Here is a 25,007-nt window from a genome sequence, read left to right on the forward strand (position 1 = left end):
GATCGAAGCGGCAGCCGACACGGGCCTCTCGCAATTCGTGAGCCGTGAAGTGACGAAGCTGGACCGTCCGGAACTGACCTCGGCGAAGATCATCGTCTCGGGCGGCCGCGGTCTGGGTAACGGCGAAAACTACACCAAGGTTCTGGAACCGCTGGCCGACAAGCTGAACGCAGCGCTGGGCGCATCGCGCGCAGCGGTCGACGCGGGTTTCGTGCCGAACGACTAATCAGGTCGGCCAGACCGGCAAGATCGTCGCGCCCCAGCTGTACATTGCAGTGGGTATCTCGGGTGCGATCCAGCATCTGGCCGGTATGAAAGACTCGAAGGTCATCGTTGCGATCAACAAGGATGCGGAAGCGCCGATTTTCAGCGTTGCCGATTACGGTCTGGTGGGCGATCTGTTCAGGGTCGTGCCGGAGTTCGAGGAAATGCTGCCTTAAGCATACATCGAGAGGCGGTCAAAGTCTGATGGGGTGAGACGTGGGTAATCTGGATGTCCCGCGAAACTGTGGATAACTTCTGGGCCTGCAGGGCATTCCATTCCTCCTGAAGCTCACGCGCCTGCAGTTTCATCGAGCACCGGTAGAGAGCCGCGTAGGCACGTTCTGCGATGAGCAGGCGTTCAATCAGATCGGACTTGGTTAGCCGGGCAAGACGCTGCCGTGTTGTGCGCGGATCCCGGTCGAGTTTGGTCGGTGACGGCATCTCTGGGCCCGACGATGATGGCGAGCGTGAACGTGGTCGCTGCGGGCGCCAGTCGCGGTGTTGTTCATACAGTTCTCGCGCATTCGCGTTGTTGAGCAGCGCGCTGTGACTGATACCGTGTCCTTCCGGGTCGAGCTCGCAGGATGCGGCCACGATAGTGGCGATGGTGACCGGCCGGTGCTCACGCTCCAGCGCGGCGACGGCGCGGCGGGCTAGATCGAGCGTGCGCGCGCGACGTTGCGTAAGCATTTGATTTGTACCGTTCCCCGTCTTGCGTAGAAGATGCAATCATCGGCTGCGACGGACACGAGTGATCGACTCTGTCCACAAACAGCGAGAATGGACACAGTGACTCAGACAGTCGAGTTAGCCGCGAGGCGCCAGAACCGACGGCATCCACTGGAATGGAAACGATCGGTCGTCGAGCAGACGTTTGAACCCGGTGCGTCCGTCGAACCGGGTCAATCTCAGAAACGCACGCACGCGCTGATCGCAACCGCGGACAGATGCCGGTGTTCGAACTGGAACAGGTACGGTTCGGCGCCGAACCGGTGTGCGCGACGATGTCCAGGCGCGAAGGGGATCACAGGTAACGGGCACCCTGCAGGGAGCGCGTAGTGTTCAGCGAGGGTCTGCGCGACCGGGCAACCAGCCGGATGGTTTCCGTGCCGATGAAGTAGTCATGGCGGACATTCCGGCGTTCGCCCTTCGGAATCAGACGGAACAGATACCGGATGCGGGGTGCCAGGTCAGTCGCAGTCGCCGGCGCGGGCTGTGTCAAACGACACAAAGTTGACCGGGAAATTGACTTAAAGTCGTCCCGTAGGCAAAGGGACTGTTAAAAAGCGTGGGGTTCCGCTTCTGCCGCCCGCTGCAGGAACTCGAGAAAACGGGTCACGTCCTCTGGTACTTCGTCAATACGTGCTCGATAGGCCGCAAGCCTGGTTACCAGATCACCATTGATCACCGCGCATCGCACCTGGGCAAGCAGATGGGCGCCACGTGGCGTCCAGCGCATGTGCTGGCGCTTGCACATGCGTGCGCTGATCACCTGGTTCACCGCCGATTCCGCCATAGCCGTCGAAATCGGCTTGTGCTCACGATAGTGCTTCCCGTAGGCGATCGTCGAGCCGTGGTTGCTTTCCAGGTAAGCGAACAACTCGCCGAGGCGATAGCCGAGTTGCTCGAGGCTCCGCGTGAATCGCTGCGTCTGTGGCACAACGATACGACAGAGCAGCGAGATCTGTCGCATCCGTTGCTCCGCTTTTGCGGCGTTCGCATGCCAGAAGCACCAGCGTAATCTGTTGACGTAAGTTTGCAGCGCTTTCTTCGTGTACTGCTCGGTCTCTAACCGTGGCAGCAGACCCCTGACGATCTGCTCGAGATACCGCACCCGCATCGAGATGTGAAACCAGTCAAGGATCGGCGTGGCGCTAAACGGGAGCTGGCGAAAGATGCTCTGGGTCCCGTTGGCACCGTCTGTGATCACCGAGAGTCGTGGGTGAGCGGCCCCCGCGCGCGTCTGGACAAGCGACGCGAGCCGTTGGGCCAGATCCGGCAACTCGCTTCGCACACACGCGAAGACGCGCGGCTTCTCCCCCGGCACGGCAAGACGTCCGGTGAGAATTTCGAAGCTCCTGGTTTCTGCCTTGCCCCGACCCCGGACGAACCCTCCGTCGATCGCCAGGGTCCATTCGATAGTGGGGTTCCGCGGTTGCGGGCCCGGCAATTCAATGGCGTCAATGCGCGTGCCAACCCGCAAGGTCCTGTTTCGCACCGTCACATGATTGATCTTCTCACTAACCGGGAGGAATTCGCGCATTGTCTCGACCACGCGTCGATAGGACATTTGCGCTGCGAGTTTCGCCTGCAGGGCCAACAGCTCGGGCGTTGCGCGCTCCGGTATGATCGGCCATAGCGGGCAGAACGCTGTTTCCAGATACCAGGGCGGCTCACAGGCGCACGACGCAATGCGTGGGCTGCGGAAGCTGACGGCACCAAACACGGTATCGACTTTGCGTTGTCGGTAGTCCTTTAGCGCCGTCCACCGATGACATCGTCGACAGATGCGCCGTAAGGCGCAAATTTCGTGCGCCTGGGCTGGGATCACCGCCTGTTGCAGGTTATGCAGCAGTTGCTTTCCATCCGCCAATGACAGCCCTACAGATTCGGGATCGAGCGTTTGGCTTGGCCTGTCGATGCGGCCCACCTCGATCGTATTTACATCACCCCAGTCGGTAATCAGTTCGATGCGAACGACGATTTTCATTGCGGACCTCGACGTAGGTACTGGCGAGGTTCAATGCTAGCGCTGCCGAAAACCCCACGCTTTTTAACAGTCCCCATGAAAGCGCGGCGTTTCACTTGCAATAGTGGTGTGATGCACCTTTCTTTCGCACCTGAAGAAACACGGTCCGACTATGGGCCGAATCACGTGACAACAGAAGATACTTTGCAGATCGATAGCAATGTCGATCTGATCGTCCGGCGCAACGCGGATGTGGAATATCACGCGCGGCTGCTCCACCTGCCCATGGGAATCGGTCATTTTTTCGAGGAATACCGTTTTCCGCGCATCTAGCCCGCGACGCGGCAGGTGCTGTTGCGATGATCACATCATCTGTTTCTGGCGGTATCCAACGCGCGTAGAACCTACAGCGGTCGCGAAGAAAAATGAATACGGGGAGGGCCGATCTTCCGGGTTCGGCCAACGGACGGTAACCGGTGGGGGGCGAACGGCTCCTATCGAAGGTATAGCAGTCGGAGACTACTCCTCGTGAGTGGTTCGGATCGCTCACTGTATTCGACGATGGCCATAGTGGGCCTACTGAAAAAGGCGCCGCGCTGCAGGCGGAGCAATGTTATTGCGTCGGCGTATTCGCGAGCCGCAAAATCAGAAGCAAATCGTATGAATTGACAGGTGTCGCTCGACAAGCCGGGGTGTGACGTCAGCCCAGGTGAGATGAAACCGCAGGCGCATCAGGCGATGCTGCATATCGTCATCATCCTGCGCGAACTGGAAGCGGTCTACGCCGATGTCTGCAAGCTCACCACGATGTACGAAGGCCGCAGGGGCGTCGACGAACTCGGCGTGAATCCGAACGTGCGCTCATCGCTTTTCGCTGCGCCGCGTCCCGATGTGCCTCAACCAGTGCTTGCTTATCCAGGCATGATTATCGAGATCGACGTGTTTGCGATGGCCGAGCCGCACGTTGACGACCCAGCGCTGCTTGCACTGCAGTTTTTCTGTTGCGGCAATGTGCATGCGGCGCTCCTGGGAATTAGCGCAGTTGTTCCAGCATCTGGTAGTACCACATACCCGCCGCAAGTAACGGATTGCCGATCAGGTGCCCCATCGGTACCCGGATATGCCGGCATGCGGCAAACGTGTCGAACTGTCCGAGTGTGCCGGTGATCGCTTCGGCCAGGATCTCGCCCATGATGTGGCTGGTCGCCACGCCATGGCCTGAGTAACCCTGGCAATACCAGACGTTATCCGACAACTTGCCCAACTGCGGAATCCGGTTGACCACAATCCCCATCGCGCAGGTCCACTCGAAGTCGATTTTCACGCCCTTCAGCCGCGGGAAAGTTCGCTCAATGCAAGGGCGCAATTCGGCGGCCACGTCGCGCGAGTCACGCCCCGAATAATTTGCGCCGCCGCCGAACAGCAGGCGGCCGTCGGCGGTCATCCGGTAGTAGTCGAGTACGAAGCGGCAGTCGTACACGGCCAGATCCTGCGGGTTGATCTCTCGCGCCAGTTCGCCGAGCGGCTCGGTTGTGATGATGCCGCCCATCGCCGGAAAAATCTTGCCGTCGAGCTGATTCTTTTCGAGCTTGTGATAGACGTCGCCCGCGAGCAGGACCTGCTTCGCGTTGATGCGGCCACGTGAGGTCACGACCGCGGGCTTCGCGCCGTGCGCGATGTCGAGCACTTCGGAGTGCTCGTAGATCAGTGCGCCGAGGCTTTCTGCCGCGCGTGCCTCGCCGATGCACAGGTTGAGCGGATGCACGTGCATGTTGCGCGTGTTTTTCAGCCCGGCCAGATACAGATCGGTGTCCAGATGCGCCTTCACGCCTGCGCGATCGAGGAGTTCGACCGAAGCGCTCATGCCACGTCGTTGCGCTTCGTCGAAACTCTCCTGCAACTCGTGCAGATGCGCCGGCTTCATCGCCGCGTGCAGATGGCCGTGCTTCAGATCGCAAGCAATGCCGTACTTCTGTACGCGCGATTCGATGATCTCGTGGCCGCGCCAGCGCAAATGCCAGATGAAGTCGTCGACGTCGTTGCCGAGCGTCGCCCGCATCTGCTTGCGCATCGCGGCGTCGCCGGACAGGCTGCCAGTGATCTGGCCGCCGTTGCGCCCGCTCGCGCCCCAGCCGATCTTATTGGTCTCGACGATCGCGACTTTCAGGCCGCGCTCGGCCAACTCGACCGCGCTGGCAACGCCGGTAAAGCCTCCACCAATGATCGCGACGTCGACGTTCTGTTCGCCTTCGAGCGGCGGGTAGTCGGTCTCGCGCTGGATCGTCGCGGCGTAGTAAGAGAGGCTGCGCTCGGGCGCGGCCGTGTTCAATGGATGTGCAGCATTCATGAGGGATTCCCTTTTGAGTGAGGATCAGGCCTGATTCAGATACCAGCGCCAGTCCTGTTCACCGACTTCGCCCATGAATTGCCGGTACTCGGCGCGCTTGATCGCGAGGAACACCTTGAGGAATTTTGCGCCGAACACGTCCTTTGCCCAGTCCGAGCGTTCGAGCGAGTTCAGCGCGCTGAGCCAGTCTGTCGGCAGCAGCGTGGTGGCTTGCGCGTAGCCGTTGCCCTCGACCGGCGCGCCCGGATCGAGCCGTTCACGAATGCCATGATGCGACGCTGCGAGAATCGCCGCCGCCGCGAGATACGGATTCGCGTCGGCGCCGCACACGCGATGCTCGACGTGCCGGCTCAGTGCCGGGCCGCCCGGCACGCGCAGGCTGACGGTGCGGTTATCCACGCCCCACGTTGGTGTGAAGGGCGCGTAGCTGTTCTCCTGGAAACGGCGATACGAGTTCGCGTTCGGGCAGAACATCAGCATCGAGTCGAGCAGGCCGTGCAGCATGCCACCGACCGCCTGGCGCAGGAGCGGCGTGCCGGCTTTGTCTTCGGAAGCAAACAGGTTGTCGCCCACTTCGTTGGCGAGGCTTACGTGCATGTGCATGCCCGAACCGGCGATGTCCGCGAACGGTTTTGCCATGAAGCACGCGTTCATGCCGTGCGCGTTGGCGACACCCTTGACGATGCGCTTGTAGCGCACCGCGTGGTCCATCGCTTCGAGCGCGGGGCCGTGTTCGAGCGTGATTTCGACCTGTCCGGGCGCGTATTCGGAAATCGCGGTGCGCACCGGAATCTGCTGGTCGCGGCAGGCGTCGTAGAGGTCCTTCAGGAACGGCTCGATCTGTTCGAGTTCGCGCAGGCCGTACACCTGGGTTGTGCGCGGACGGTCGCCGTCGGTATCGAGCGCCGGTTGCGGACGGCCTTGCCTATCGCGCTTCGCATCGAGCAGATAGAACTCGAGTTCGCACGCCATCACGGGATGGAAACCGTCGGCCTTCAGATCGTCGACGATGCGCGCGAGCAGTTGCCGCGGATCGGCGACGCCCGCGGGCAGGCCTTCTTCGGGATGCATCTGAACCTGCACGGCGGCGGTTGGCATCTTGCGCCACGGCAGACGCACTAGGCTGCCGGGCAGCGGATACGCGCGGCAATCGATATCGCCAACGTCCCATACGAGACCGCTGTCCTCAGTGTCGTCGCCGTTGATGGTCAGGTTCATGATGGCGCTCGGCAGCGGCCGGCCGCTGCGGTACACCGCGAGCAGTTCCTCGCGGTGGAGCAGCTTGCCGCGCGGCACGCCGGCAGCGTCGACGATGAACAGCTCGATCAGATCGATGTCGGGATTATTGTCGAGGAAGGTCAAGGCTTCCTGTTCGGGGGCGAATTGCATGTTGGTTCTCTCTTTGCGCATGAGCGCGTGCGAGGTCCTCCGCGAATAGGCGGAAGAACTGAAAGTGGGGCGCGCCGCGCGAAAACGCGGCACGAAGTTCAGCTCGAACGAGCCGGGAAAGAGAGGCGCAGCGGAGGGCGCGCGTGACGGCAATGCCAGATCGCCCAGAACGCAAGGATCACGTTTAGCAACGGATTGAGCCGCGTCGCGTCGAGACGCGTACGCACGCACGCCACATCGGCGTGGCGGTTGCGGCGTAATGACGGTAGGGCAGGTTTCATGGCAGTTCGGTTCGACATTCAGGCTGCGTCTGCTTTAAGGAGCCGCAAGCAGCGCGGGTGCGACATAATCTGCGCAATGCGTAACCGGCTGCGGCGAGTGTTGCGCATTGTCGCGGGACGGCGGGGCGAAGTCCGCGCGACCGCTTTGCCCGGTCCGCATTGCGCATTCAATCTACTACGGCACCACTTGAATTGCAATGCGTTAAAATATTGATGAATTTTTGCGCAAAGTTTGATGCGGGTCGATTTCCACGTGTCTCGGGATTGCGACATTGGCCTCAATCGGTGCGCAGGCAGAGTTTGCTAGCCTTCTGCCCTTTGACCGCAATGGTTCAGCGCTTTCATCGGCCGGCCTTTGCCCATCAACTCACTGTCAGGAAAATAATCGAACGATGCCGACTTCGACACTCGATCCACTGGACTTTCAGATTGTCCGAGAACTTCAGGAAGACGGGCGGCGGCCGTTTCGCGAGATCGCCCGCAACGTCAACGTGCCCGAAGCCACAGTGCGCACGCGCGTCAAGCGATTGCAGGAACAGGGCATCCTGCAAATTCTGGCGTTCACGAATCCGTCGAAGCTCGGTCAGGCGAGGTTGGCGCTGTTCTTTGTCGATGTCTCACCGCAAGAGCACGAGCGCACGGTCGACAACCTTGGCCGCTGGTCCGAGGTGAGTTATCTGTCCACCACGCTGGGCGGCGCCGATCTGTGCGTGCAGGTGCTATGCCGCGACGACGAAGGTCTCTTTGCCTTGCAGCAAAAGGTGCGCGCGCTGCCCGGCGTGCACGAGGTGCGGATGATGCACGAGATCAAGGTGCACAAGATCCGCTTCACGATTCCGCCGGCCGAGGCGGAAAGCCAGGAGGACTGAACGTTATCTGTCTTGCCTGCAACCTCCTGCCCGACGCGCGTTTGCGGCGCGTGGGCAGCGCGGTGCGCGCAGGGTGCGCGAAGTAAGTGTGCGCAAGTAGAGCTGTTACATTTTGCGCAAAGCGAAGTTCGCTCGCCTCAATCTGGCGCATCGCAACCCTGTTTTTGCGTCCGTCAGTCTCACTCTCCCCTTCCCCGTTTCTTCTCTGAGCCTCGCCAGCGCTGGTGCCGGCTTGCGCGCACCCGCGTCTGCCTCGCATCCGCTCTGAAGCACGACCCCGGTGCATCACGCACGCTATTTGCGCAAAGATAAGTATTACGTTTTGCAAACTGCGCATTGCGTCGATATAAGGGTAAAAAAGTATACACATGCGCAATTTGTATGCTTAGGATTCACTCATCGCGAGCTAGCCGTGCAACCCCGAGATGAGAGTGAGATCCATGCAGACCATTTTCGACTGCGCGTCACGCGCGGCAGCCGCATCAGCAGTTCGATGGCAGGACGGGGCGGCGTTGCCGCACGACGTACCGACTGCCTTGTTTTCAGATCACGCGCCACAGGTCCTGGCCCAATGCGCGGCAACCACGCTGCGCCAAGGAGAGCGATGATGAACGTGCACGAAGACATCCTGCCGACGCAGGAGGCCGCCCGCGGCGCATCATCAACCGGAGCCAGCGTGGCCGATCACCACGAACTGCAGCGCGACCTGACATGGAAGGACGCTTTCTGGGTGACCAGCGGCGTACCCGTGGGCGTGCTGTTCACGATCGGCGGCGTGGCCGCCACTATTGGCCAGCCCGCCTGGTTCATCTGGATCGTGGCGATCCTGATCGGTTTTGCGCAATGCTTCACATATGCGGAGATTTCCGGCCTGTATCCGCACAAATCGGGCGGCGCATCGGTGTACGGCGCGCTCGGCTGGGTGCGCTACAGCAAATTCGTTGCACCCGTTTCAGTGTGGTGTAACTGGATCGCCTGGTCGCCGATGCTGGCGCTAGGCACCAGTCTTGCCGCGGGGTACATGCTCAGTTGCCTGTTCCCGGCCAACTCGATCGTCAATACGTGGCACCTGACGCTCCTCGATCTCGGTTTCATCACGAAGGGCCTGACGCTGCGTATCAACGCGACCTTCGTGCTGGCGCTGGCGTTCCTGCTGATCGCGTTCAAGCTGCAGCATTCAGGTGTGTCGACCGCGGCGAAAACGCAGCGCATCCTTGGGATTGCGTCGCTCGCGCCGCTGTTGGTGGTATCGCTGGTGCCATTGATTACGGGCGACATGCCGTCCACGCACTTCCTGCCGCTGCTGCCATTGACGCACGACGCCTCCGGCGCCGCGGTGATGGGCCACTGGAACGCGGCGGGCGTGAGCACCGCGATGGGCGCAATGTTCCTTGCGTGCTGGTCGACCTTCGCGTTCGAAACGGCCGTGTGCTACACCCGCGAATTCCGCGATCCGCAGAAGGACACCTACAAGGCGATCTTTTCGTCGGGTCTCTTGTGCCTATTCATGTTTATCGTCGTGCCGATCGCTTTTCAAGGGGTGCTGGGCTTGCAGGGCATGCTTGCTCCAAGCGTGGTTGACGGTTCCGGCGTGGGCGCGGTGATGGCTGACTTCGTGCATGGCGGAGCGGTCGTGTTTAACGTGATCATCGCGATGATGGTGTTGTCGATCCTGTTGCTGGTGATGACCTCGATGATGGGTTCGTCGCGCACGCTGTATCAGGCATCGGTGGACGGCTGGTTGCCGAAGTATCTGTCGCACGTGAACGAACACGGCGCGCCGACCCGGGCGATGTGGACAGACCTCGTTTTCAACCTGGTTCTGCTGTTGATGTCCGACTACATGACGGTGCTGTCGCTGTCGAATGTCTGCTACATGATCTTCGTGTTCCTGAATCTGCAATCGGGCTGGATCCACCGGCTCGATCGTGCCGAGTGGCCGCGCCCGTATCGTTGCCGCAACTGGTTGCTCGGTCTCGGCGCGCTGTGCGGTTTCGCGGATCTCGCTTTCGTCGGCGCGGGCGCGAATTTCCAGGGCGAGAACACGCTGCGCAATGGCTTGATTGCGATGGTGCTGATCGTGCCGGTGTTCTTCTACCGTCATTACATCCAGGACAAGGGCGTGTTTCCCGAATCGATGCGGCGCGACATCGAGCTGAAGCATCCGCGCGCCGGCATCCTGCCTTATCTTGCGCTCGCCGCAGCCGTGGCGGTCGTGTGGATTTCGGCGAAGCTGACCGTGATTACCTAAATGTCCTGAGCTTCTTTCGTTCCAGACAACCCTTTAACCAGTCTTCTGAAAACCTTGTCGCAGCGCGACGGTTCGTACCGTCACGCGCGGCGTAAGGGAAGACCGTTTCCGATTTCACTTTCCATGCGCGAGTTAAACCGATGACGACTGATCTCTCCGCCACTCTCAAGTGGCCCAATACGAAGTCGACTGCCGTGTCATTGACGTTCGATGTCGATGCCGAAGCTGGCTATCTGGGTGAAAGCCCCGCTTACGCACGGCGTCTGACGAGCCTGTCCGAAGGCCGCTTCGGCGTGGTGCGCGGTGTGCCGCGCATTCTCGAACTGCTGCGTCGCCATCGCATTCCCGCGACGTTTTTCGTGCCCGGCTATACGGCGCTTCAGCATCCCGGCCTCGTTGAGCTACTGCTGAAAGATGGTCACGAAATCGGCCATCACGGCCATATGCATCTACGTAGCGACAAGGTTTCCGCCGATGCGCAAGCCGAAGAGATGCAACTCGGTCTCGACGCGCTGCAGAAAGTGGGCGCGCCGAAGCCGGTGGGTTATCGCTCGTCGTCGTGGGAGCTCACGCCCGAAACCTTCGACATGATGCTCGCAAACGGCTTCGCGTACGACTCGAGCTGCATGGGCGACGACCGTCCCTACTACGAGCACTGGCAAGGTCATTCGATTCTCGAACTGCCGGTGCACTGGTCGCTCGACGACTATCCGATGTTCGGCTGGACGATCGATAACGGCGGCAACTTCACTCATCCCCGCACGCTGGTCGATACGTGGCTCGCCGAATATGAATCAGCGCGCCGCGATAGCCGCCATACGACCTTCACGATGCATCCGGAAGTGATCGGGCGCGGCGCACGCTTCGATCAACTGGAACGGTTTGTAGAGCGTCTCGTGGCCGATGGCGACGTGTGGTTCGCACGCCTCGATGCGGTGGCCGAACGGGTTGCGCCGCAACTGCGCAAGGAGGCCGCATGAGCCTCGTTTTTCGTTCTACGCAGACAGAGCCGGCGGCGCGTGGCCGCGAATTCGGCGAGCGTCACGCGCAACGGATTCGCGCGGGCGTCGAGCAATATCGCGCGCTGTTCGAGCGCGTGGCATTGCGACCGTTCGACATGCGTGATATGGGCGCAGAGGCGTTGGTGCGGATCGCGGAATTTGCGCCGCCACTGCAAGCCGAGATTCTCGGCATGGCCGAAGGCGCGCAGATCGACGCGTGCCTGCTCGGCGCGATCAATGCTCGGACCGAAATTCTTGCGGCACTCGGCGCCTCGTTGCGCGGAGAATGTTCGACCGTTGTGCGGGTGGATGCGAATAGCGCGCATCCAGTAGCGGTGCAAACGTGGGACTGGTACACCGATTTTGCCGATCAGTGGCTCACGTGGGAAATCCCGCATGCGGACGGCAGCGTGACGACAACGGTGACCGAGTTTGGCATCGTTGGCAAAGCGGGCGTGAATAGCCGGGGCATCGGAGTGCATTTTAACATCCTGCATCATCAGCGCGACGGCCGGGAGATCGGTGTGCCGGTGCATGTCGCTTCACGCTGGATGCTCGATAGCTGCAGCGATATCAACGAAGCGCTGCAACTGCTTTCGTCGGCGCGGGTATCCGCCTCTTCTTCGCTGACGGTGATCGCGGCGGCCGACAACAGCAGCACGGCCGTATCGGTCGAATTGCATCCGGGCGGCCCGGGGCTCGTATTTCCGAATGCCGACGGCCTGCTGGTGCACACAAACCACTTTGTCTCTTCGCCGGCACGCGAGGGCGACACCGAGCCGCGTCAATACCCCGACACGCTGGTGCGCTACGACCTGCTGACGCGGCGTCTCTCGAACCGTCCAGACCTGAACGCGCTGCACGTGCTCGGCGCGATGAACAACCATCTCGGCACCACAGGCGCGGTGTGTTGCCATCCAGACAGCATGCAACCGTCAAGCGGCCAGTACGCGACGCTCGCCACCATCGTCATCGACGTCGCCAACGGCACGCTCGAAGCGCTATGCGGCGGACCGTGCGGCCACGTGCGCCTCCTTGCGGCAGCCTGATTTTTCACTTCGAAACAAGGACACACATCATGCTCAAGCTCAAACGCCTCGACAACATGGACATTCTGACGCCGAACGTCCAGCGTCTTGTCGATTTCTATCACGGCACGCTCGGCCTCGATTTTTTCCTGCCGTATCAGCCGGAAGAACAGTGGGCAGCGATCGAGATGGGCAACGTCACGCTCTATCTCTTTCGCACGGAAGACGAGACACCGGTGGAGCGCCGCACGGCAGTGAATCTGAAGGACAAGCCGGGCTTCGATTCATTTGCGTTCGAAGTGGAAAGCCTCGACGACGCCATTGTGTTTCTCGACGGCAAGGTGCAATGGGTCACGCAACAGCCGATCGAATGGCAACACCCCAACGGCACGCATTACCGCTATCGCCCGATGTTCGACCCGGACGGCAACATGCTTTACGTGACTGAGCCGCACAAGATCGTTGCCTAAGTTTCAACCGTATTGGAGTTTTTCGTTATGACTCAAACAACTCAGCGTAGCGTCGCGTGTCAGGCACCCGAAGCCGTATTGGCGCTGGCAGCCGACGCAGGGAGACTGGCTGGACGTGTGGCGCTGGTGACCGGCGGTGGCCGCGGCGCGGGGCGCGCACACGCGCGCCTGCTGGCCTCGCGTGGCGCGGCCGTGGCGATCGTCGATATCGATTCGGAGGTAGCGCAAAGCACGGCGGCCGAAATCGAAGCGGCAGGGGGCCGGGCAATCGCGCTGGCGGCCGACATCACGCAGCGCGAAGCTGCCGGGCGTGCGGTGAAACACGTGGCCGAACAACTGGGCGGCATCGACATCCTCGTGCATAACGCCGGGATGATGTACTCGCTGACCGGTCTCGAAGACACCGACGACGCCAATTTCGACCAGCTGCTTGCGATCAATGTGCACGCGCCGATGTTCCTCACGCGGGCCGCGTTGCCGTATCTGCGCAAGAGCCGCGCACCGCGCGTCATCTTCATCAACTCGCAGTGGGGCCAGGTGCCGGAAGGGCATTCGTACGGCTACATGGTCGGCAAGGCCGCGCAACTCGGTCTGATGAAAACCATGGCGAAGGAATTCGTCAAGGACGGCATTCTCGTCAACGCGATCACGCCCGGCGCGATCCTCACGCGGATGGTGCCGGACGAATATATCGCCGGTGAACAGGCATCGATTCCGCTCGGACGTCTCGCGCATCCGGAAGAGATCGCCAGTACGGTCGCTTTCCTGGCATCGGACGAGGCTGCGTTCATCGCCGGTCAGACGATTCCCGTGAACGGCGGGGCGCTGCTAGTCGGGATTTGAAGCGCGTAGTCGTTGAAAAGATGTGACGCGTCAAGTGACGCCGTTAAGTGACGCAGTAAAGCGGGCTAACACAAAGGTATCGAGGTTCATATGTCCCAGCAATTTCCTCTTCGTACTCAGGCTGAACAGGCGATGCGCCGCCAGTGGTTTCCGGTCGCGCGCGCCGTCGATCTGAGCACCCCGCAGAGCGCGACGCTGCTCGGCCAGCGGTTGGTGGTTTATCGCACCGAATCCGGCCGGGCGGTCGTGCAGGACGCGCGCTGCCCGCATCGGGGCGCGAATTTCGCGCTCGGCAAGGTGCACGGCGAGAACATCGCGTGCCCGTATCACGGCTGGCAATTTTCGGCTGAGAACGGTAAGTGCACGCATGTGCCGTCGCTTGAAGACCAGTGCAAGATTCCGCCGCAGGCGGCGATTCGCACCTATCCCGTGATCGAGCGGTTTGCCCATGTGTGGACCGCGCTCGACACGCCGGTCTCGGATATGTACGACCCGGCGCATTGGCGCGATCTCGAACTCGACTGGCTTGCGGCGACGCCGCTCGAATCGGCCACCGGCGTTGCGGTGGCGATGGAAAACTTCCGCGATGTCGCGCATTTTCCGTTCGTGCACGAGGTGTCGATGGGGCCGTCGAAGCATATCGTCGAACCGTTGAAGGTGCGCCGCGAAGGCCTCGACGTATGGATGCAACGTCCGCTCGACGCTGGCGACGGCGACTGGGCCAACGACGGCGACTGCATGATGTACTACCACTGCAGCGCGCCGGGCATGGCGTCGATCACCTACGACTACGAGAAACTCGGCAAGCGCATCGTGGTCGGCTTTCCTTCGCCGGTCGCGTACGACCAGGTGCGTATCTTCTGGGGCGTCGCCAATGAGCGCAGCTATCGCGGCGCGGATCTCGAAGAATGCCTGCGGATCGAAGAACTGGTGTACCTCGAAGACATGCCAATCGCAGCGGGCATCCAGCCGCGCGAAATCGATTGGGACGGCGTATTCGTCGAACATTCGGTGCCCGCCGATCTGTTCACGCTGAACTACCGTCGCGCGTTTCGCGAGTTCATGGAGCGGGCGAAGAAGGCTGCGCCGGCGTTTCCCATTGAAGTCAAGGTGGAAGCGGTATGACAGCCGCAACGACGATGCGCAACCCTGAACTCGACGTGCAGATCACCGGCATGCGTCTGGAAGCGGCCGGCGTGATTTCGCTTGAGTTGCAGACGCCGGACCGTTCGCCGCTGCCGGCGTGGACTGCCGGATCGCACGTCGATCTGGTGCTGCCCTCTGGTCTGACGCGCCAATATTCATTGTGCGGCGACATCGACGATACGCTGCGCCTGCGCATCGCCGTACTGCTGGTACCCACGGGGCGCGGCGGTTCCCGCGAAGTGCACAGTGGCTTGCGTCTTGGTCAGACGGTGACGATTCGCGGCCCGCGCAACGCGTTCGAGTTGCAGCCGGCCGATTCGTTTCTGTTCGTCGCGGGCGGCATCGGCATCACGCCGATCCTGCCGATGATCCGTGCGGTGCAGAAGGCGAACGCGAAATGGCATCTGATGTACGGCGGCCGTTCGCGTGCCTCGATGGCGTTCATTCCTGAGTTGCAGCGCACGGGTGGCGGCAATGTCGAGATTCTGCCGGCCGATGAAGTCGGCCTGCTCGATCTGGATAGCGTCGTGGCGCGCGCTGCTGCCGGCGCGCAAGTATATAGCTGTGGGCCGGGTGCGTTACTCGATGCGTTGACTGCGCGCTTCGCTGCAGCGGATTTGAGCGATAGCCTGCATATCGAGCGTTTCGGCGCGGCACCTGTGGCGTCCGGTACGACCGATAGCAAGGCGGGCTCGCTGCGCGTGATCCTCGCGCGCAGCGGCGCGACGGTGGATGTTCCGTCGGACTGTTCGGTGATGAGCGCGTTGCGCGACGCCGGACACTGCGTGCCGTCATCCTGCGAGCAGGGCATTTGCGGCATGTGCGAAACGCGCGTGCTTGACGGCGTCCCGGACCATCGCGACAGTCTGCTGACCGAAAGCGAACGCGAACGCAGCGACACGATGATGGTGTGCGTGTCGCGGGCCCGCTCGCCGACCATTACGCTCGATCTGTAATTTTTCGCGCCGCTTCCTTTTGGCCGGTCAAGCAGGCGGGGCGGGGCGGAGGCGATGCTCAATCGTTAATACGTTATGCGAAATAATATCGTGGTGGGTGTGATCGCCGACCGGACGAAGATCGGCCTTCACTGGTCGCACGCGGTTGGCGAGAAATATATTGACCCGGTAGTGGACGGCGCGCAGGCAGTGGCGGTGCTACTACCCGCTTTGGGTGGACGGCAGTCGGCGGAGGCGATTTTCGAGTGTGTGGACGGCCTGCTTTTCACCGGCAGCTATTCGAACGTCGAGCCGTATCGATACGGCGGCGAGACGAGCGCGCCTGGCACGCTGCACGATCCGCAGCGCGACGCCACCACGTTGCCGCTGATCCGTGACGCCGTCGAGAATGGCGTGCCGGTGCTCGCGATTTGCCGCGGGTTTCAGGAGATGAACGTCGCGTTCGGTGGCACGTTGCATCAGGCGGTGCATCAGGTAGATGGTTTTGCCGATCATCGCGAAAACAAAACCGATCCGATGGAGACCCAGTACGGCCCGGCGCACGCGCTGAGGATTACGCACGGCGGCGTGCTGCACGGGTGCAGCGGTATGCCCGAGGCCACCGTCAATTCGCTGCACGGCCAGGGTATTGACCGGCTCGGCGACGGTATGCAAGTCGAAGCACTTGCACCCGATGGCCTGATTGAAGCCGTCAGCGTGAAAGGCGCGTCGAGTTTCGCGCTTGGTGTGCAGTGGCATCCGGAATGGCGGCACGCGCAGAACCTGCTTTCAACGGCGATTTTCCGTGCGTTCGGTATGGCGTGCCGTGAGCGGCGGCGCACGACGGATGCGGCCGTCATGCGCGGGTTCTCGGCTGACGCCAGATCGCTTGCCACGCGGGGAGGCTGAGCCGATGGAAATGTGTGTGCTGCTGCGATTCTCAATCGAAACAACGGGATTTTTCCCAGCATGGGCGTGGATATGGAAATGGAAAGCAAAGACCTGAAGTATTGGCAGGACCGCCGCGCCACGTTGCATTTCGAAGGCCGCGCTTTCATCGACGGCGAATACAGAGCATCGGAAAACGGCAAGCGCTTCGATTGCGTGAGTCCAATCGACGGCAAGGTGCTGACGGAAATCGCCGAATGTGGTGCCTCAGATATCGATGTGGCCGTGGCGGCCGCGCGGCGGGCGTTTGAGCAGCGTGTGTGGTGCGGCCTGAATCCGCGCCAGCGTAAAGCTATTCTGCTGCGCTGGGCCGCGTCGATCGGCGAGCATCTGGACGAACTCGCATTGCTGGAAACGCTCGATGCAGGTAAGCCGGTTGCTGATACCACCACAGTCGATGTGCCCGGGGCCGCATATTGCGTCCAATGGTTCGCCGAGGCCATTGACAAGTCCGGCGGCGAAGTCGCGCCCGCAGACCATCACCTGGTCGGGCTCGTCACGCGCGAGCCGATCGGCGTCGTCGCGGCAGTGGTGCCATGGAATTTTCCGCTGTTGATGGCGTCGTGGAAATTCGCCCCGGCGCTTGCAGCGGGCAACAGCGTGGTACTGAAGCCTTCGGAGAAGTCGCCGCTAACCGCCATCCGCATCGCCCAACTCGCTCATGAAGCAGGCATTCCCGCTGGCGTGTTCAACGTGGTACCGGGCACAGGTGAGGCGGGCAAGCAGCTCGCATTGCATCGCGACGTGGACTGCCTCGCCTTCACCGGTTCGACCCAGGTCGGCAAGCTGATCATGCAATACGCCGGGCAATCGAACCTGAAACGCGTGTGGCTCGAACTCGGCGGCAAGTCACCGAACATCGTCATGCCGGATTGCCCTGATCTCGACCGCGCGGCGCAAGCGGCGGCCAGCGCGATTTTCTACAACATGGGCGAGATGTGCACGGCGGGATCGCGTTTGCTCGTGCATCGTGACATCAAGGCCACGTTTTTGGACAAATTGCTGGCCGCCGCGCGCCGCTATCAGCCAGGCAATCCGATGGACCCGAACACGTCGATGGGTGCGATTGTGGATCACGCGCAGATGGAACGCGTGCTCGACTATATCCGCGCCGGCCGCGAAGAGGCGAATCTGATAGCAGGTGGCTCGCGGGTCCACTGCGACAGTGGCGGCTTTTATATCGAGCCGACCATTTTCGACAACGACAAGCCTGACGCGCGCATCGTGCGCGAGGAAATTTTTGGACCGGTCCTGTCAGTGCTGACCTTCGACACGGTAGATGAGGCGGTCCGCATCGCCAATGAAAGCGAATATGGTCTCGCTGCTGCCGTGTGGACCTCGGACCTCGCCACCGCGCACGACGTGTCGCGCCGCTTGCGCGCGGGCACTGTCTGGGTCAACTGCTACGACGAAGGCGGCGACATGAATTTCCCGTTCGGCGGCTACAAGCAGTCCGGTAACGGCCGGGATAAGTCCTTGCACGCGCTCGAAAAATATACCGAACTCAAATCCACGCTGATTCGCTTGCAATAAATCAACTTCTCCCGGAGAAACGACATGAATGCCAAGATTGGCCTGGCAGTGGGACTGCTGTTTGCGTCTGCTGGCGCCTATGCACAAAGTAGCGTCACCCTGTTCGGGGTACTGGACGAGGGTGTGAATTTCACCAATAACGCGGGCGGCGGCAAGGCCTATCAGATGGCTAGCGTCGATCTGGCAGTGAGCCGCTGGGGGTTGAAGGACAGCGAGGATCTGGGTGGCGGTCTGCATGCGATCTTCGATCTGGAAAGCGCCTTCAACGTGGAAAGCGGTAAAACGTCGTACGGCGGCCGGCTCTTCGGTTACCAATCGTTCGTCGGGCTTCAGTCGGATTCGCTGGGCACGCTCACGTTCGGCCGCCAGTTCGATTCGATCACCGACGTGATCGGCCTGATGACGGCGAACGGAAATTGGGGCGGCTATCTGTTCTCGCATCCACTCGATAACGACAATACCGACGCGACCTTCCACGCAAGCAACTCGGTCAAGTTCACCAGCAACGAATACGGTGGTTTTTCGGCTACCGCTTTGTACGGTTTTAGCAATCAAGCGGGTGGCTTCGCCCAGAATCGCGTGTTCAGCACGGGTTTGAAATACACATACTCGACGTTTTCAGTGGGCGCGGTGTATGAAGACCTGTCGGCGCCTGGCAGTAATTCGGGCGGTTCCGTGGCGGCGGACGATATTGGGTTCGCTGCCGCGAATCAGAAAACTTACGGCGTGGGCGCGACCTACGGCATTGGCCGCGCAACGCTAGGCGCGGTTTATACGCATGTGGATGTGCAAGGGCCGTCGTCGTCGATCTATCTGGGCGATCTGGGACTCGGCAACGCGGATTTGAAGTTCGATAACTTCGAGTTCAACCTGAAATACGATTTTGCGCCGGACTTTTTCGTGGGCGGCATGTACACCTACACCCGTGCCCATCTGAATCAGAACGGCGCGCAGCAGTCGCTGCACTGGAATCAGGCCGGCCTGATGGCAGAGTACTTCCTGTCGAAACGCACGGGCCTGTATAGTCAGGTCGTATATCAGCGGCTATCGGGCGGGACCACTGGCACTGCGCTCGACACAGCTTATATCCCGGGCGCGGCGAGCGTCTCGTCGAATTCACATCAGATCGTGGCACGGGTGGCGATTACGCATTCGTTCTGATAGATGAGGCCGCCCGCATCTTACGGTTCGGTTCCTGAGGACGCATGCCCTCGCTGCAGCTCGCGGCGTGCGTTCGCGGCCTTGCGATGTCCAACTCGGAGATTAGCAAAAAAGATACTGTTGCACCATTCACGGCAGCGGAACTTGCGCGACGGGCAAAAAGACTGGACTTCAAACCCAGTCAAGGGCGTCAGATGTTCTCAGGTGGGTCCGACTCTGGCTGCCTCCCGCCATGGAATTCAAAACTCGCGCGCGCCACGTCTCGGCCAAATCCAGATGTGCCGTCCGGGACGGCATGCGGGTCGGCGCTACCCCGGCGAGGCGCGTAGAAGGGACAATTGGTGCAAGCGTTGGGCGATGGAATGCGCATGCGGCATCATTATTGAACAGCAGTCGGCCATCGCCGGTCACCCCCGACAGCGCCTCGAGTGACCGTTTCCGAACGGATATCGGACGCACTCACAGCCAGGGCGAGGGTCCGCAGTGGGTCGAGCTGAGCCAGCTGCCGTCCGGCTCAGGGCGGCCATGAAGAGACATCTGTGTGCCGCCACTGAATGGCCGCTCATCGGCCTATTGAGGACAGTTGTCGCGGACCTGCATCATTGGCCGCGTTCCGCTACATTGCCACACCCTGAGCGCTGCGCCGTCAATACGCAGGTAGTTCGGGATCGCGGCGTGCGAGGATGCCCTCCATGCGTTGTCGAGCGGTTCGTCGACCATTTCCGGCTGGGGCAGCAACCAGTAACGCTCCTCGCGGATGCCGGCGAACACGCGCTCAGCGAATTCGTCCGGCGCCAGTCCGTACGCCGATAGCATTGCGCGCAGCTTCTCAACGAACCGCTGGACCTCAGGGCGCTTCGCCGCATCGACCAGGGGCGCGTCGAAAATTCCGCTTTGAACCGGGCCGGGTGCGAGCAACGACACGCCGATCGGCGCGTTCAGCATTTTGAGTTCACCGTGCAGCGATTCGGTCAGCGCCACGACCGCGAACTTGCTGGCAGAGTAGGGTGCCATCAACGGGCTCGGCAGGAATCCGCCAATCGACGCCGTATTGACGATATGTGCAGGTGTGCCCGCTTTCAGCATCCGGGGCACGAAGCTACGAATACCGTTCAGCACGCCGTGCACGTTCACTGCGAAACTGCGTTCGAATTGCTCGAAAGAGATCTCCCAGGTGAAGCCGGTGGCCATCACGCCGGCGTTGTTGAACAGCAGGTCTACTCGACCGTATCGCTGCCATGCCTGTTCTGCCAATGCGTCCACGGCGTGTGGAATGCCAACGTCAGTGGCGACTGTCAGGACGTCGGCGTCAAGCGTGGCGGCAAATGCTTCGAGCCGTGGCTGGTCGACGTCTGCCAGCACCAGACGCATACCGAGTGATGCCGCATGGCGTGCGAGGCCGCTGCCAATACCGCTGGCCGCACCAGTGATCACGGCAGTACCCTCGTCGAAGCGAATGGGTGTCGTCAAGATCAGGCTCCGGAAGGAACAATGTGTGGATGGGCCATGTCTGGCAGTGTCGGCGGCGGCAACAGTTCGCGTCCGTCCAGCGAGTAGACGGGCAGTTGGCAGGCAAGCGGAAAGTGCAGACTGTGTGTGATCAGGCCGGTCCGTTCGCGTGCTGGCAGGTGGCAAAGCGCGAGCGCCGTTTCGGCCAGGTATTCGACCGCTTCGGTCGGATACTTTGCTGGGATATGCTGATCAGCGCCTGGCGTGCGAATGGCCGTACTGGGCGCCACGGAATTCACTGCGATGTTGTCGGCCTCCAGCTCGGCGGCGAGGCCCTGGGTAAAGCGGTTAACCGCTGACTTGACGGCCGCGTACACCGTTGCACCACCGGCGCTGTCGAATCCATGATACGGGCGCAATGGCGCAAGCGCCGTTACCGAGCCAAGGTTCAGGATCCAGCCCGCGCCACGTGCGCGCATCAGCGGGATTGCCGCCTGACTCAACGTGAAGGGTATTCGTAGGTAGTGATCCAGGGTACGGTCAAACATCGCTAATGGCATCGTTTCGACGAGACTGTATTCGGCGAAGCCGGCGTTGTTCACCAGAATGTCGAGGCCGCCCGCCGCTGCGACCGCACGTGTGACCAGGGCGTCGCGCTCCGCGGGCTCTTCCAGGTCGGCGGCCAGTGCGATTGCATGCCCTCCGGCCTGCGCAATCAACGCCACCGTCTCGGCCAATGTACCTGGGAGGATGACGGACTGCTCAAGGCTTCGCCCACTGACGATCACCGTGGCGCCTTCCGCGGCGAAGCGCTGGGCGATAGCTCGGCCGATCCCGCGGCTTGCGCCGGTGATGAGCGCGACTTTGCCGGTCAATTTTGGTGGCTTGTTGGTCATATCGATCTATGCGTGATGGCGGGAAGGGTCAGGACGCTCGATTCCAGTGGGCAAAAGGCATGGGAAATTGCCGCCACTGTCCATTCGGGAAACTCAGGGTCGAACCAGCGGTCTACCCAGCCCCAGTGAAAAGGGTGTGTCAGATACGCGCCCTGAAGGTCCTCGACGCAGGCGAACTCCTGCTGCCAGACGTGGGACCACGCGCTCTGCGACGTGACACGACTTAGTTGCCAGTTGCGGATGGTCGGCATGTACGCGGGCATGCGCAGCAGATCGCGCTCCAGGGCGGCGACGTGTTCGCTGCATGCCTCTGGCCGGACGCGAAACAACAAGGTGCGCCAGACGCCATTTTGCAAGCCGGCCGCCCGCTGGCCACCGTCTAACGGCCGATACGCAAGGTGATCCGCACGCAACACGCCCGGCAATTGCGTCAGGTATGCAGTCGCTGCCACATCGCAGGTATCGGCTTCGATGTGCAGATCAACCGTATAGTCGCCGGCCCCCCAGCAGCCTTCCATATTTCGGCCGAAGACGATCCGGCACAGACCTGGCAGCAAGTGAGCGCGTGCATCCAGTTCACGCTCCAGCGTATCCTGGCACGCACCATCCTCAAGATAGAGCTGGGCTGTTTCAAGCTGCATCGAGACACTCCATGGGTTCGGGCAGAGGCTGATCGGCATCGGTCAGAACATGGCGATGGCGTCGATGAGAGAGTTGATCCACTGCAGACCAGAATTCGATCACTTCCGGGCCGGCGGCGCCGCGCATGCCGTAATAGGCGAGCACGCCAGGCAACTGCCACAGCAGCCACAAAGTATTGGGTTCGTCGGGGATGGCAACCGGCGGCGACACCCAGCGATTCAGCAGGGTGAGCCCCCGTGCCGAGCCGCTACCGAGATAGCGTTCTTGCAAAAGATCAAGCACGACTGGAACGTGCTCGGCATTCACTACGATTTCGTCCAGTACATGGATCATCTGCCGTCTCCTGAATGCACGGTGGGGCGCCGGCGAGCGTTGAAACGTCGCAGCGGTGGAGCGCCAATCGTCATGGTCTGTATGTTCCGTCTAGGTGAGACTGTTCGCCTGGGCATCGGGGACCAGCAGCGGGAAGCTGTGCCCGACAACTCGATCGTCCCGCTTTGCGTGTAGGCGCGAGGGCGTGATTCCATTATGTGGCGACCCATCAAGGGTGGCCCTTACCACATCGGTCAGCAAACGCTACCGTGGCGATCAAAACGGGATTTGCGTGAAGACCATGCAGGGAGCCGTGTTTGACACGGCTCCCTGAGCTTTCAGGCCCGCTACTGGCGACGGCGAAAATGGCTGGGCGCCTGCCCGGTCCAACGAACGAAAGCGCGACGAAACGAGGCCTCGTCGCTGAAACCTAGATGGCCTGCAATGCGGCTCATCGACCAGTTGGTGGAGTGCAAACAGCGCTTGGCGAACTCCCGCAGACATTGTTCGCGCAACGTCTGGTAGCCGGTATCCTGGGCTGCCAGGCGGCGCCGCAGAGTGGGTTCGCTAATACCAAGGGCCGTGGCAATTTCGCTCACGGTTGGAAGAGGAACTTCCCGCGCCAGTGCGGCGTCGAGGAAACCGTATACCTGCTGCGAAAATGACGGCGCGTCCGGAAACGTTCCGGTGAGTCGAAACGGCACGTCCATCAGGAACGGGGCAAGCTCTGCCGGTTGCCGCAATACGGGTCGCGTCAGCAAGGCGGCGTCGAACGTGAACCCATAGGTTGGCTCACCCACAGCGACCGGGGCGCCGAACAGGCCGAGGAATGGCGAGGCATCTTCGCGCAGCGGATGCGCGAGAAAAACCTTGCCAGGTTTCAGCGGTTGCCCGATTAACCAGCTGAGGAGCTGGAGATAGAACAGCAGGCCCGTCAGATCAACCAGGCATGCCGCAGAACTTTGCCGTTGACGCAACGAGTCCATGCAGAACGTTGCAGTCAGGTTGGTCGTCTTCAAACTCAACGCGCCAGCCCGCGGATGCAGCATGGCGCAGAAGTCGATCGCGCAGTGGATGGCTTCATCAAGCGAACGGCAGCTGAGCAGGCACCGGCACATGAGATCGACCTCAGTCTTGCGCATCGGGGGATGGCCGTCACCTTGCGCGACTTGTGCCTCCAGTTGCTCGATAGCCGCGCGATACATCGAGACGAAATGATCTGCCGAAAGAGGGTCGGTGGCATCGGGTAAAACCGGCAGAGTACTCGCGGCGTTCGTGCCGCCATGGCGGCTCAGTTCATCCAGCAAACGCGAGCCCAAACCCTGCGGTACGCGCGCAGTGTGCCGCTTGCGCGAAGTTGCCACGCAAATCTCCTTTTGAGCGAGGTCGTAACGGTTGATGATCGAAACGGTAAGCGTTGCTCGTCCGTACCCACCGGATAATGACCCTGCGCTGAAAGCCCGTCTGCCAGGTCATGCCCGCTGTTAGCGATCTTTGCAGGCTGGCGGAACGGCGATGATATTCCTCAGGCATCGGCCTGTCACTTTTGAAACAGAGCATGAGCATCTTCGCAAAGGGCATGCATGGGGGATCCTCCCGCCTGATTGCGAACGATGCTTCACGGAGACGAAATGGAACCTGCAGAATGTGCTGCAATGCGCGCGGTCGTGCTGGATCGAGTTGGCGGACCGGAGGTCATGAGGATCGCCAGCGTTCGGAGACCAGAAGCCGGTTCCGGGGAGATTCTGATCAAGATCGCGTACGCAGGTGTGAATCCGGCGGACTGGAAGTGCCGGGAAGGTTATCTGAAGTCGTTCATCAACTATACGTTTCCCTTTGTCATCGGGTTTGATCTTTCCGGAACCGTGGTCGATATCGGGGCGGACGTGGTTGGCTTTGAGAAGGGCATGCGGGTTTTCGCGCAGAGTGATGTTGGGGCGGGCAAATGGGGCGCCTACGCGGAATTCGCCGTGGTTTCGCAGGCGTCAGTGGTGCGCATGCCCGAGAACCTCAGTTTTGCGCAGGCCGCTGCCGTGCCGACCCCCGCTTTGGCTGCATGGACCGGTCTCTTTGAAGATGGAGAACTCCAGCCTGGTCAGCGCGTGCTGATCCACGGCGGGGCGGGGGCCGTTGGTGCATTCGCGATCCAGCTTGCCAGGCACGCCGGTGCTCATGTCGCGGTCACTTGCGGTGCCTACAACTTCGACTATGTCACGGCTCTCGGATCCGAACACAACATCGATTATCGAACCCAGGACATCCAGGCTGCCGTTCATGACTGGTCGCCAGCAGGAGTCGATCTGATCCTGGACACGGTCGGCTGCGCGACGCTGCCGGCTGGGCTGGACATGCTACGACCGGGCGGCACCCTGGTCAGTATTCTGACGTTGATGCAAGGCGACACCGGGCCGGACCACGAGGACGCAACGCGGCGCGGTCTTCGGACCCGATTGACTTTCAGCAAGATGCCAAGCGGCCGGCAACTTGGCCAGATTGCAGATCTGCTCGCTCGCGACCAGGTTCGTCCGCCGCGCATTGAATCGTTGCCCATCG

At 61.3% G+C, this 25,007-nt stretch carries 24 protein-coding genes and 1 pseudogene; 14 read left to right on the forward strand and 11 right to left on the reverse strand.

Features of this window, described 5'->3' with window-relative positions:
* Nucleotides 1-440 (forward strand): annotated as a pseudogene (locus VFE81_RS19065) (electron transfer flavoprotein subunit alpha/FixB family protein); the annotation flags it as partial.
* On the opposite strand, the gene VFE81_RS19070 reads toward VFE81_RS19065, so the two are convergent.
* Nucleotides 403-954, reverse strand: coding sequence for a hypothetical protein (locus tag VFE81_RS19070; RefSeq protein WP_325046083.1), 552 nt, complete (start codon nucleotides 952-954; stop codon nucleotides 403-405). The pseudogene VFE81_RS19065 and the gene VFE81_RS19070 overlap by 38 nt on opposite strands.
* 589 nt (nucleotides 955-1,543) lie before the next feature.
* On the reverse strand, nucleotides 1,544-2,974 hold the full coding sequence (locus VFE81_RS19075; protein WP_325046084.1) for an ISKra4 family transposase: 1,431 nt from the start codon (nucleotides 2,972-2,974) through the stop codon (nucleotides 1,544-1,546).
* Between the two features lie 33 nt (nucleotides 2,975-3,007).
* Here VFE81_RS19075 and VFE81_RS19080 point away from each other — a divergent pair, with 33 nt between their 5' ends.
* Nucleotides 3,008-3,286, forward strand: coding sequence for a hypothetical protein (locus VFE81_RS19080; RefSeq protein WP_325046085.1), 279 nt, complete (start codon nucleotides 3,008-3,010; stop codon nucleotides 3,284-3,286).
* Nucleotides 3,287-3,814: 528 nt separating this feature from the next.
* Here VFE81_RS19080 and VFE81_RS19085 read toward each other — a convergent pair.
* The 4 genes from VFE81_RS19085 to VFE81_RS19100 form a co-directional block, all read right to left on the reverse strand.
* Entirely contained in the window at nucleotides 3,815-3,970 is a 156-nt protein-coding gene (locus tag VFE81_RS19085) for a hypothetical protein (RefSeq protein WP_325046086.1), read from the reverse strand.
* 16 nt (nucleotides 3,971-3,986) lie between these two features.
* On the reverse strand, nucleotides 3,987-5,300 hold the full coding sequence (locus tag VFE81_RS19090; RefSeq protein ID WP_325046087.1) for an FAD-binding oxidoreductase: 1,314 nt from the start codon (nucleotides 5,298-5,300) through the stop codon (nucleotides 3,987-3,989).
* Between the two features lie 24 nt (nucleotides 5,301-5,324).
* The gene (locus VFE81_RS19095) at nucleotides 5,325-6,689 is read right to left on the reverse strand and encodes a glutamine synthetase family protein (protein ID WP_325046088.1); all 1,365 of its coding nucleotides are present in this window, start codon (nucleotides 6,687-6,689) and stop codon (nucleotides 5,325-5,327) included.
* A 98-nt stretch (nucleotides 6,690-6,787) separates the two neighbouring features.
* Nucleotides 6,788-6,970, reverse strand: coding sequence for a hypothetical protein (locus VFE81_RS19100; protein WP_325046089.1), 183 nt, complete (start codon nucleotides 6,968-6,970; stop codon nucleotides 6,788-6,790).
* Between the two features lie 392 nt (nucleotides 6,971-7,362).
* On the opposite strand from VFE81_RS19100, the gene VFE81_RS19105 reads away from it, so the two are divergent.
* The 11 genes from VFE81_RS19105 (at nucleotide 7,363) to VFE81_RS19155 (ending at nucleotide 19,155) form a co-directional block, all read left to right on the forward strand.
* Complete coding sequence (locus VFE81_RS19105; RefSeq protein WP_325046090.1) at nucleotides 7,363-7,839, forward strand: Lrp/AsnC family transcriptional regulator; 477 nt, start codon at nucleotides 7,363-7,365, stop codon at nucleotides 7,837-7,839.
* Between the two features lie 604 nt (nucleotides 7,840-8,443).
* Nucleotides 8,444-10,090 carry an APC family permease gene (locus tag VFE81_RS19110; RefSeq protein WP_414695624.1) on the forward strand — a complete coding sequence of 549 codons (1,647 nt, stop codon included), beginning with the start codon at nucleotides 8,444-8,446 and terminating at the stop codon, nucleotides 10,088-10,090.
* A gap of 140 nt (nucleotides 10,091-10,230) precedes the next feature.
* Nucleotides 10,231-11,070 (forward strand): polysaccharide deacetylase, encoded by an 840-nt coding sequence (locus tag VFE81_RS19115; RefSeq protein WP_325046091.1) that lies wholly within the window; start codon nucleotides 10,231-10,233, stop codon nucleotides 11,068-11,070.
* The gene (locus tag VFE81_RS19120) at nucleotides 11,067-12,140 is read left to right on the forward strand and encodes a C45 family peptidase (RefSeq protein WP_325046092.1); all 1,074 of its coding nucleotides are present in this window, start codon (nucleotides 11,067-11,069) and stop codon (nucleotides 12,138-12,140) included. Before VFE81_RS19115 ends, VFE81_RS19120 begins: the two co-directional genes overlap by 4 nt.
* Nucleotides 12,141-12,169: 29 nt before the next feature.
* Nucleotides 12,170-12,589, forward strand: a complete 420-nt coding sequence (locus tag VFE81_RS19125; protein WP_325046093.1) for a VOC family protein — start codon at nucleotides 12,170-12,172, stop codon at nucleotides 12,587-12,589.
* Between the two features lie 27 nt (nucleotides 12,590-12,616).
* The gene (locus VFE81_RS19130) at nucleotides 12,617-13,432 is read left to right on the forward strand and encodes an SDR family NAD(P)-dependent oxidoreductase (RefSeq protein WP_325046094.1); all 816 of its coding nucleotides are present in this window, start codon (nucleotides 12,617-12,619) and stop codon (nucleotides 13,430-13,432) included.
* A 90-nt stretch (nucleotides 13,433-13,522) separates the two neighbouring features.
* Entirely contained in the window at nucleotides 13,523-14,557 is a 1,035-nt protein-coding gene (locus tag VFE81_RS19135) for a Rieske 2Fe-2S domain-containing protein (protein ID WP_325046095.1), read from the forward strand.
* Nucleotides 14,554-15,534: a PDR/VanB family oxidoreductase gene (locus VFE81_RS19140; protein ID WP_325046096.1), complete on the forward strand. Its 981-nt coding sequence runs from the start codon at nucleotides 14,554-14,556 to the stop codon at nucleotides 15,532-15,534. The genes VFE81_RS19135 and VFE81_RS19140 overlap by 4 nt, the downstream gene beginning before the upstream one ends.
* Before the next feature lie 75 nt (nucleotides 15,535-15,609).
* Nucleotides 15,610-16,422, forward strand: coding sequence for a gamma-glutamyl-gamma-aminobutyrate hydrolase family protein (locus VFE81_RS19145; protein ID WP_325046097.1), 813 nt, complete (start codon nucleotides 15,610-15,612; stop codon nucleotides 16,420-16,422).
* 78 nt (nucleotides 16,423-16,500) lie between these two features.
* A complete protein-coding gene (locus VFE81_RS19150) occupies nucleotides 16,501-17,994 on the forward strand; it encodes an aldehyde dehydrogenase (protein ID WP_325046098.1) in 1,494 nt (497 codons plus the stop codon).
* Between the two features lie 24 nt (nucleotides 17,995-18,018).
* Nucleotides 18,019-19,155: a porin gene (locus tag VFE81_RS19155; RefSeq protein WP_325046099.1), complete on the forward strand. Its 1,137-nt coding sequence runs from the start codon at nucleotides 18,019-18,021 to the stop codon at nucleotides 19,153-19,155.
* A gap of 570 nt (nucleotides 19,156-19,725) precedes the next feature.
* Here the strand turns inward: VFE81_RS19155 and VFE81_RS19160 are convergent.
* The 5 genes from VFE81_RS19160 to VFE81_RS19180 all read right to left on the reverse strand — a co-directional run bounded on the left by VFE81_RS19160 (nucleotide 19,726) and on the right by VFE81_RS19180 (nucleotide 23,818).
* Complete coding sequence (locus VFE81_RS19160; RefSeq protein ID WP_325046100.1) at nucleotides 19,726-20,625, reverse strand: SDR family NAD(P)-dependent oxidoreductase; 900 nt, start codon at nucleotides 20,623-20,625, stop codon at nucleotides 19,726-19,728.
* 2 nt (nucleotides 20,626-20,627) lie between these two features.
* Entirely contained in the window at nucleotides 20,628-21,500 is an 873-nt protein-coding gene (locus VFE81_RS19165) for an SDR family NAD(P)-dependent oxidoreductase (protein ID WP_325046101.1), read from the reverse strand.
* Nucleotides 21,497-22,141 (reverse strand): Dabb family protein, encoded by a 645-nt coding sequence (locus VFE81_RS19170; protein WP_325046102.1) that lies wholly within the window; start codon nucleotides 22,139-22,141, stop codon nucleotides 21,497-21,499. Before VFE81_RS19170 ends, VFE81_RS19165 begins: the two co-directional genes overlap by 4 nt.
* Complete coding sequence (locus VFE81_RS19175; protein WP_325046103.1) at nucleotides 22,131-22,475, reverse strand: hypothetical protein; 345 nt, start codon at nucleotides 22,473-22,475, stop codon at nucleotides 22,131-22,133. The genes VFE81_RS19170 and VFE81_RS19175 overlap by 11 nt, the downstream gene beginning before the upstream one ends.
* A gap of 326 nt (nucleotides 22,476-22,801) precedes the next feature.
* Nucleotides 22,802-23,818, reverse strand: coding sequence for an AraC family transcriptional regulator (locus tag VFE81_RS19180; RefSeq protein ID WP_325046104.1), 1,017 nt, complete (start codon nucleotides 23,816-23,818; stop codon nucleotides 22,802-22,804).
* A gap of 291 nt (nucleotides 23,819-24,109) precedes the next feature.
* Between VFE81_RS19180 and VFE81_RS19185 the strand changes: the two genes are divergently transcribed.
* A partial coding sequence (locus tag VFE81_RS19185) for an NADP-dependent oxidoreductase (RefSeq protein ID WP_325046106.1) occupies nucleotides 24,110-25,007 on the forward strand: 898 nt, incomplete at its 3' end.

This window comes from Paraburkholderia sp. (genome assembly GCF_035656215.1).
GTDB lineage: Bacteria > Pseudomonadota > Gammaproteobacteria > Burkholderiales > Burkholderiaceae > Paraburkholderia.

Excerpts from the sequence above, each read along its gene's own strand:
- VFE81_RS19125 (WP_325046093.1), top strand. The coding sequence starts at position 12,170 with ATGCTCAAGCTCAAACGCCTCGACAACATGGACATTCTGACGCCGAAC.
- VFE81_RS19090 (WP_325046087.1), bottom strand. The coding sequence starts at position 5,300 with ATGAATGCTGCACATCCATTGAACACGGCCGCGCCCGAGCGCAGCCTC.
- VFE81_RS19135 (WP_325046095.1), top strand. The coding sequence starts at position 13,523 with ATGTCCCAGCAATTTCCTCTTCGTACTCAGGCTGAACAGGCGATGCGC.
- VFE81_RS19105 (WP_325046090.1), top strand. The coding sequence starts at position 7,363 with ATGCCGACTTCGACACTCGATCCACTGGACTTTCAGATTGTCCGAGAA.
- VFE81_RS19175 (WP_325046103.1), bottom strand. The coding sequence starts at position 22,475 with ATGATCCATGTACTGGACGAAATCGTAGTGAATGCCGAGCACGTTCCA.
- VFE81_RS19115 (WP_325046091.1), top strand. The coding sequence starts at position 10,231 with ATGACGACTGATCTCTCCGCCACTCTCAAGTGGCCCAATACGAAGTCG.
- VFE81_RS19155 (WP_325046099.1), top strand. The coding sequence starts at position 18,019 with ATGAATGCCAAGATTGGCCTGGCAGTGGGACTGCTGTTTGCGTCTGCT.
- VFE81_RS19150 (WP_325046098.1), top strand. The coding sequence starts at position 16,501 with ATGGAAAGCAAAGACCTGAAGTATTGGCAGGACCGCCGCGCCACGTTG.
- VFE81_RS19120 (WP_325046092.1), top strand. The coding sequence starts at position 11,067 with ATGAGCCTCGTTTTTCGTTCTACGCAGACAGAGCCGGCGGCGCGTGGC.
- VFE81_RS19145 (WP_325046097.1), top strand. The coding sequence starts at position 15,610 with ATGCGAAATAATATCGTGGTGGGTGTGATCGCCGACCGGACGAAGATC.
- VFE81_RS19095 (WP_325046088.1), bottom strand. The coding sequence starts at position 6,689 with ATGCAATTCGCCCCCGAACAGGAAGCCTTGACCTTCCTCGACAATAAT.
- VFE81_RS19170 (WP_325046102.1), bottom strand. The coding sequence starts at position 22,141 with ATGCAGCTTGAAACAGCCCAGCTCTATCTTGAGGATGGTGCGTGCCAG.
- VFE81_RS19130 (WP_325046094.1), top strand. The coding sequence starts at position 12,617 with ATGACTCAAACAACTCAGCGTAGCGTCGCGTGTCAGGCACCCGAAGCC.
- VFE81_RS19080 (WP_325046085.1), top strand. The coding sequence starts at position 3,008 with ATGCTAGCGCTGCCGAAAACCCCACGCTTTTTAACAGTCCCCATGAAA.
- VFE81_RS19085 (WP_325046086.1), bottom strand. The coding sequence starts at position 3,970 with ATGCACATTGCCGCAACAGAAAAACTGCAGTGCAAGCAGCGCTGGGTC.
- VFE81_RS19075 (WP_325046084.1), bottom strand. The coding sequence starts at position 2,974 with ATGAAAATCGTCGTTCGCATCGAACTGATTACCGACTGGGGTGATGTA.
- VFE81_RS19070 (WP_325046083.1), bottom strand. The coding sequence starts at position 954 with ATGCTTACGCAACGTCGCGCGCGCACGCTCGATCTAGCCCGCCGCGCC.
- VFE81_RS19140 (WP_325046096.1), top strand. The coding sequence starts at position 14,554 with ATGACAGCCGCAACGACGATGCGCAACCCTGAACTCGACGTGCAGATC.
- VFE81_RS19100 (WP_325046089.1), bottom strand. The coding sequence starts at position 6,970 with ATGAAACCTGCCCTACCGTCATTACGCCGCAACCGCCACGCCGATGTG.
- VFE81_RS19165 (WP_325046101.1), bottom strand. The coding sequence starts at position 21,500 with ATGACCAACAAGCCACCAAAATTGACCGGCAAAGTCGCGCTCATCACC.
- VFE81_RS19110 (WP_414695624.1), top strand. The coding sequence starts at position 8,444 with ATGATGAACGTGCACGAAGACATCCTGCCGACGCAGGAGGCCGCCCGC.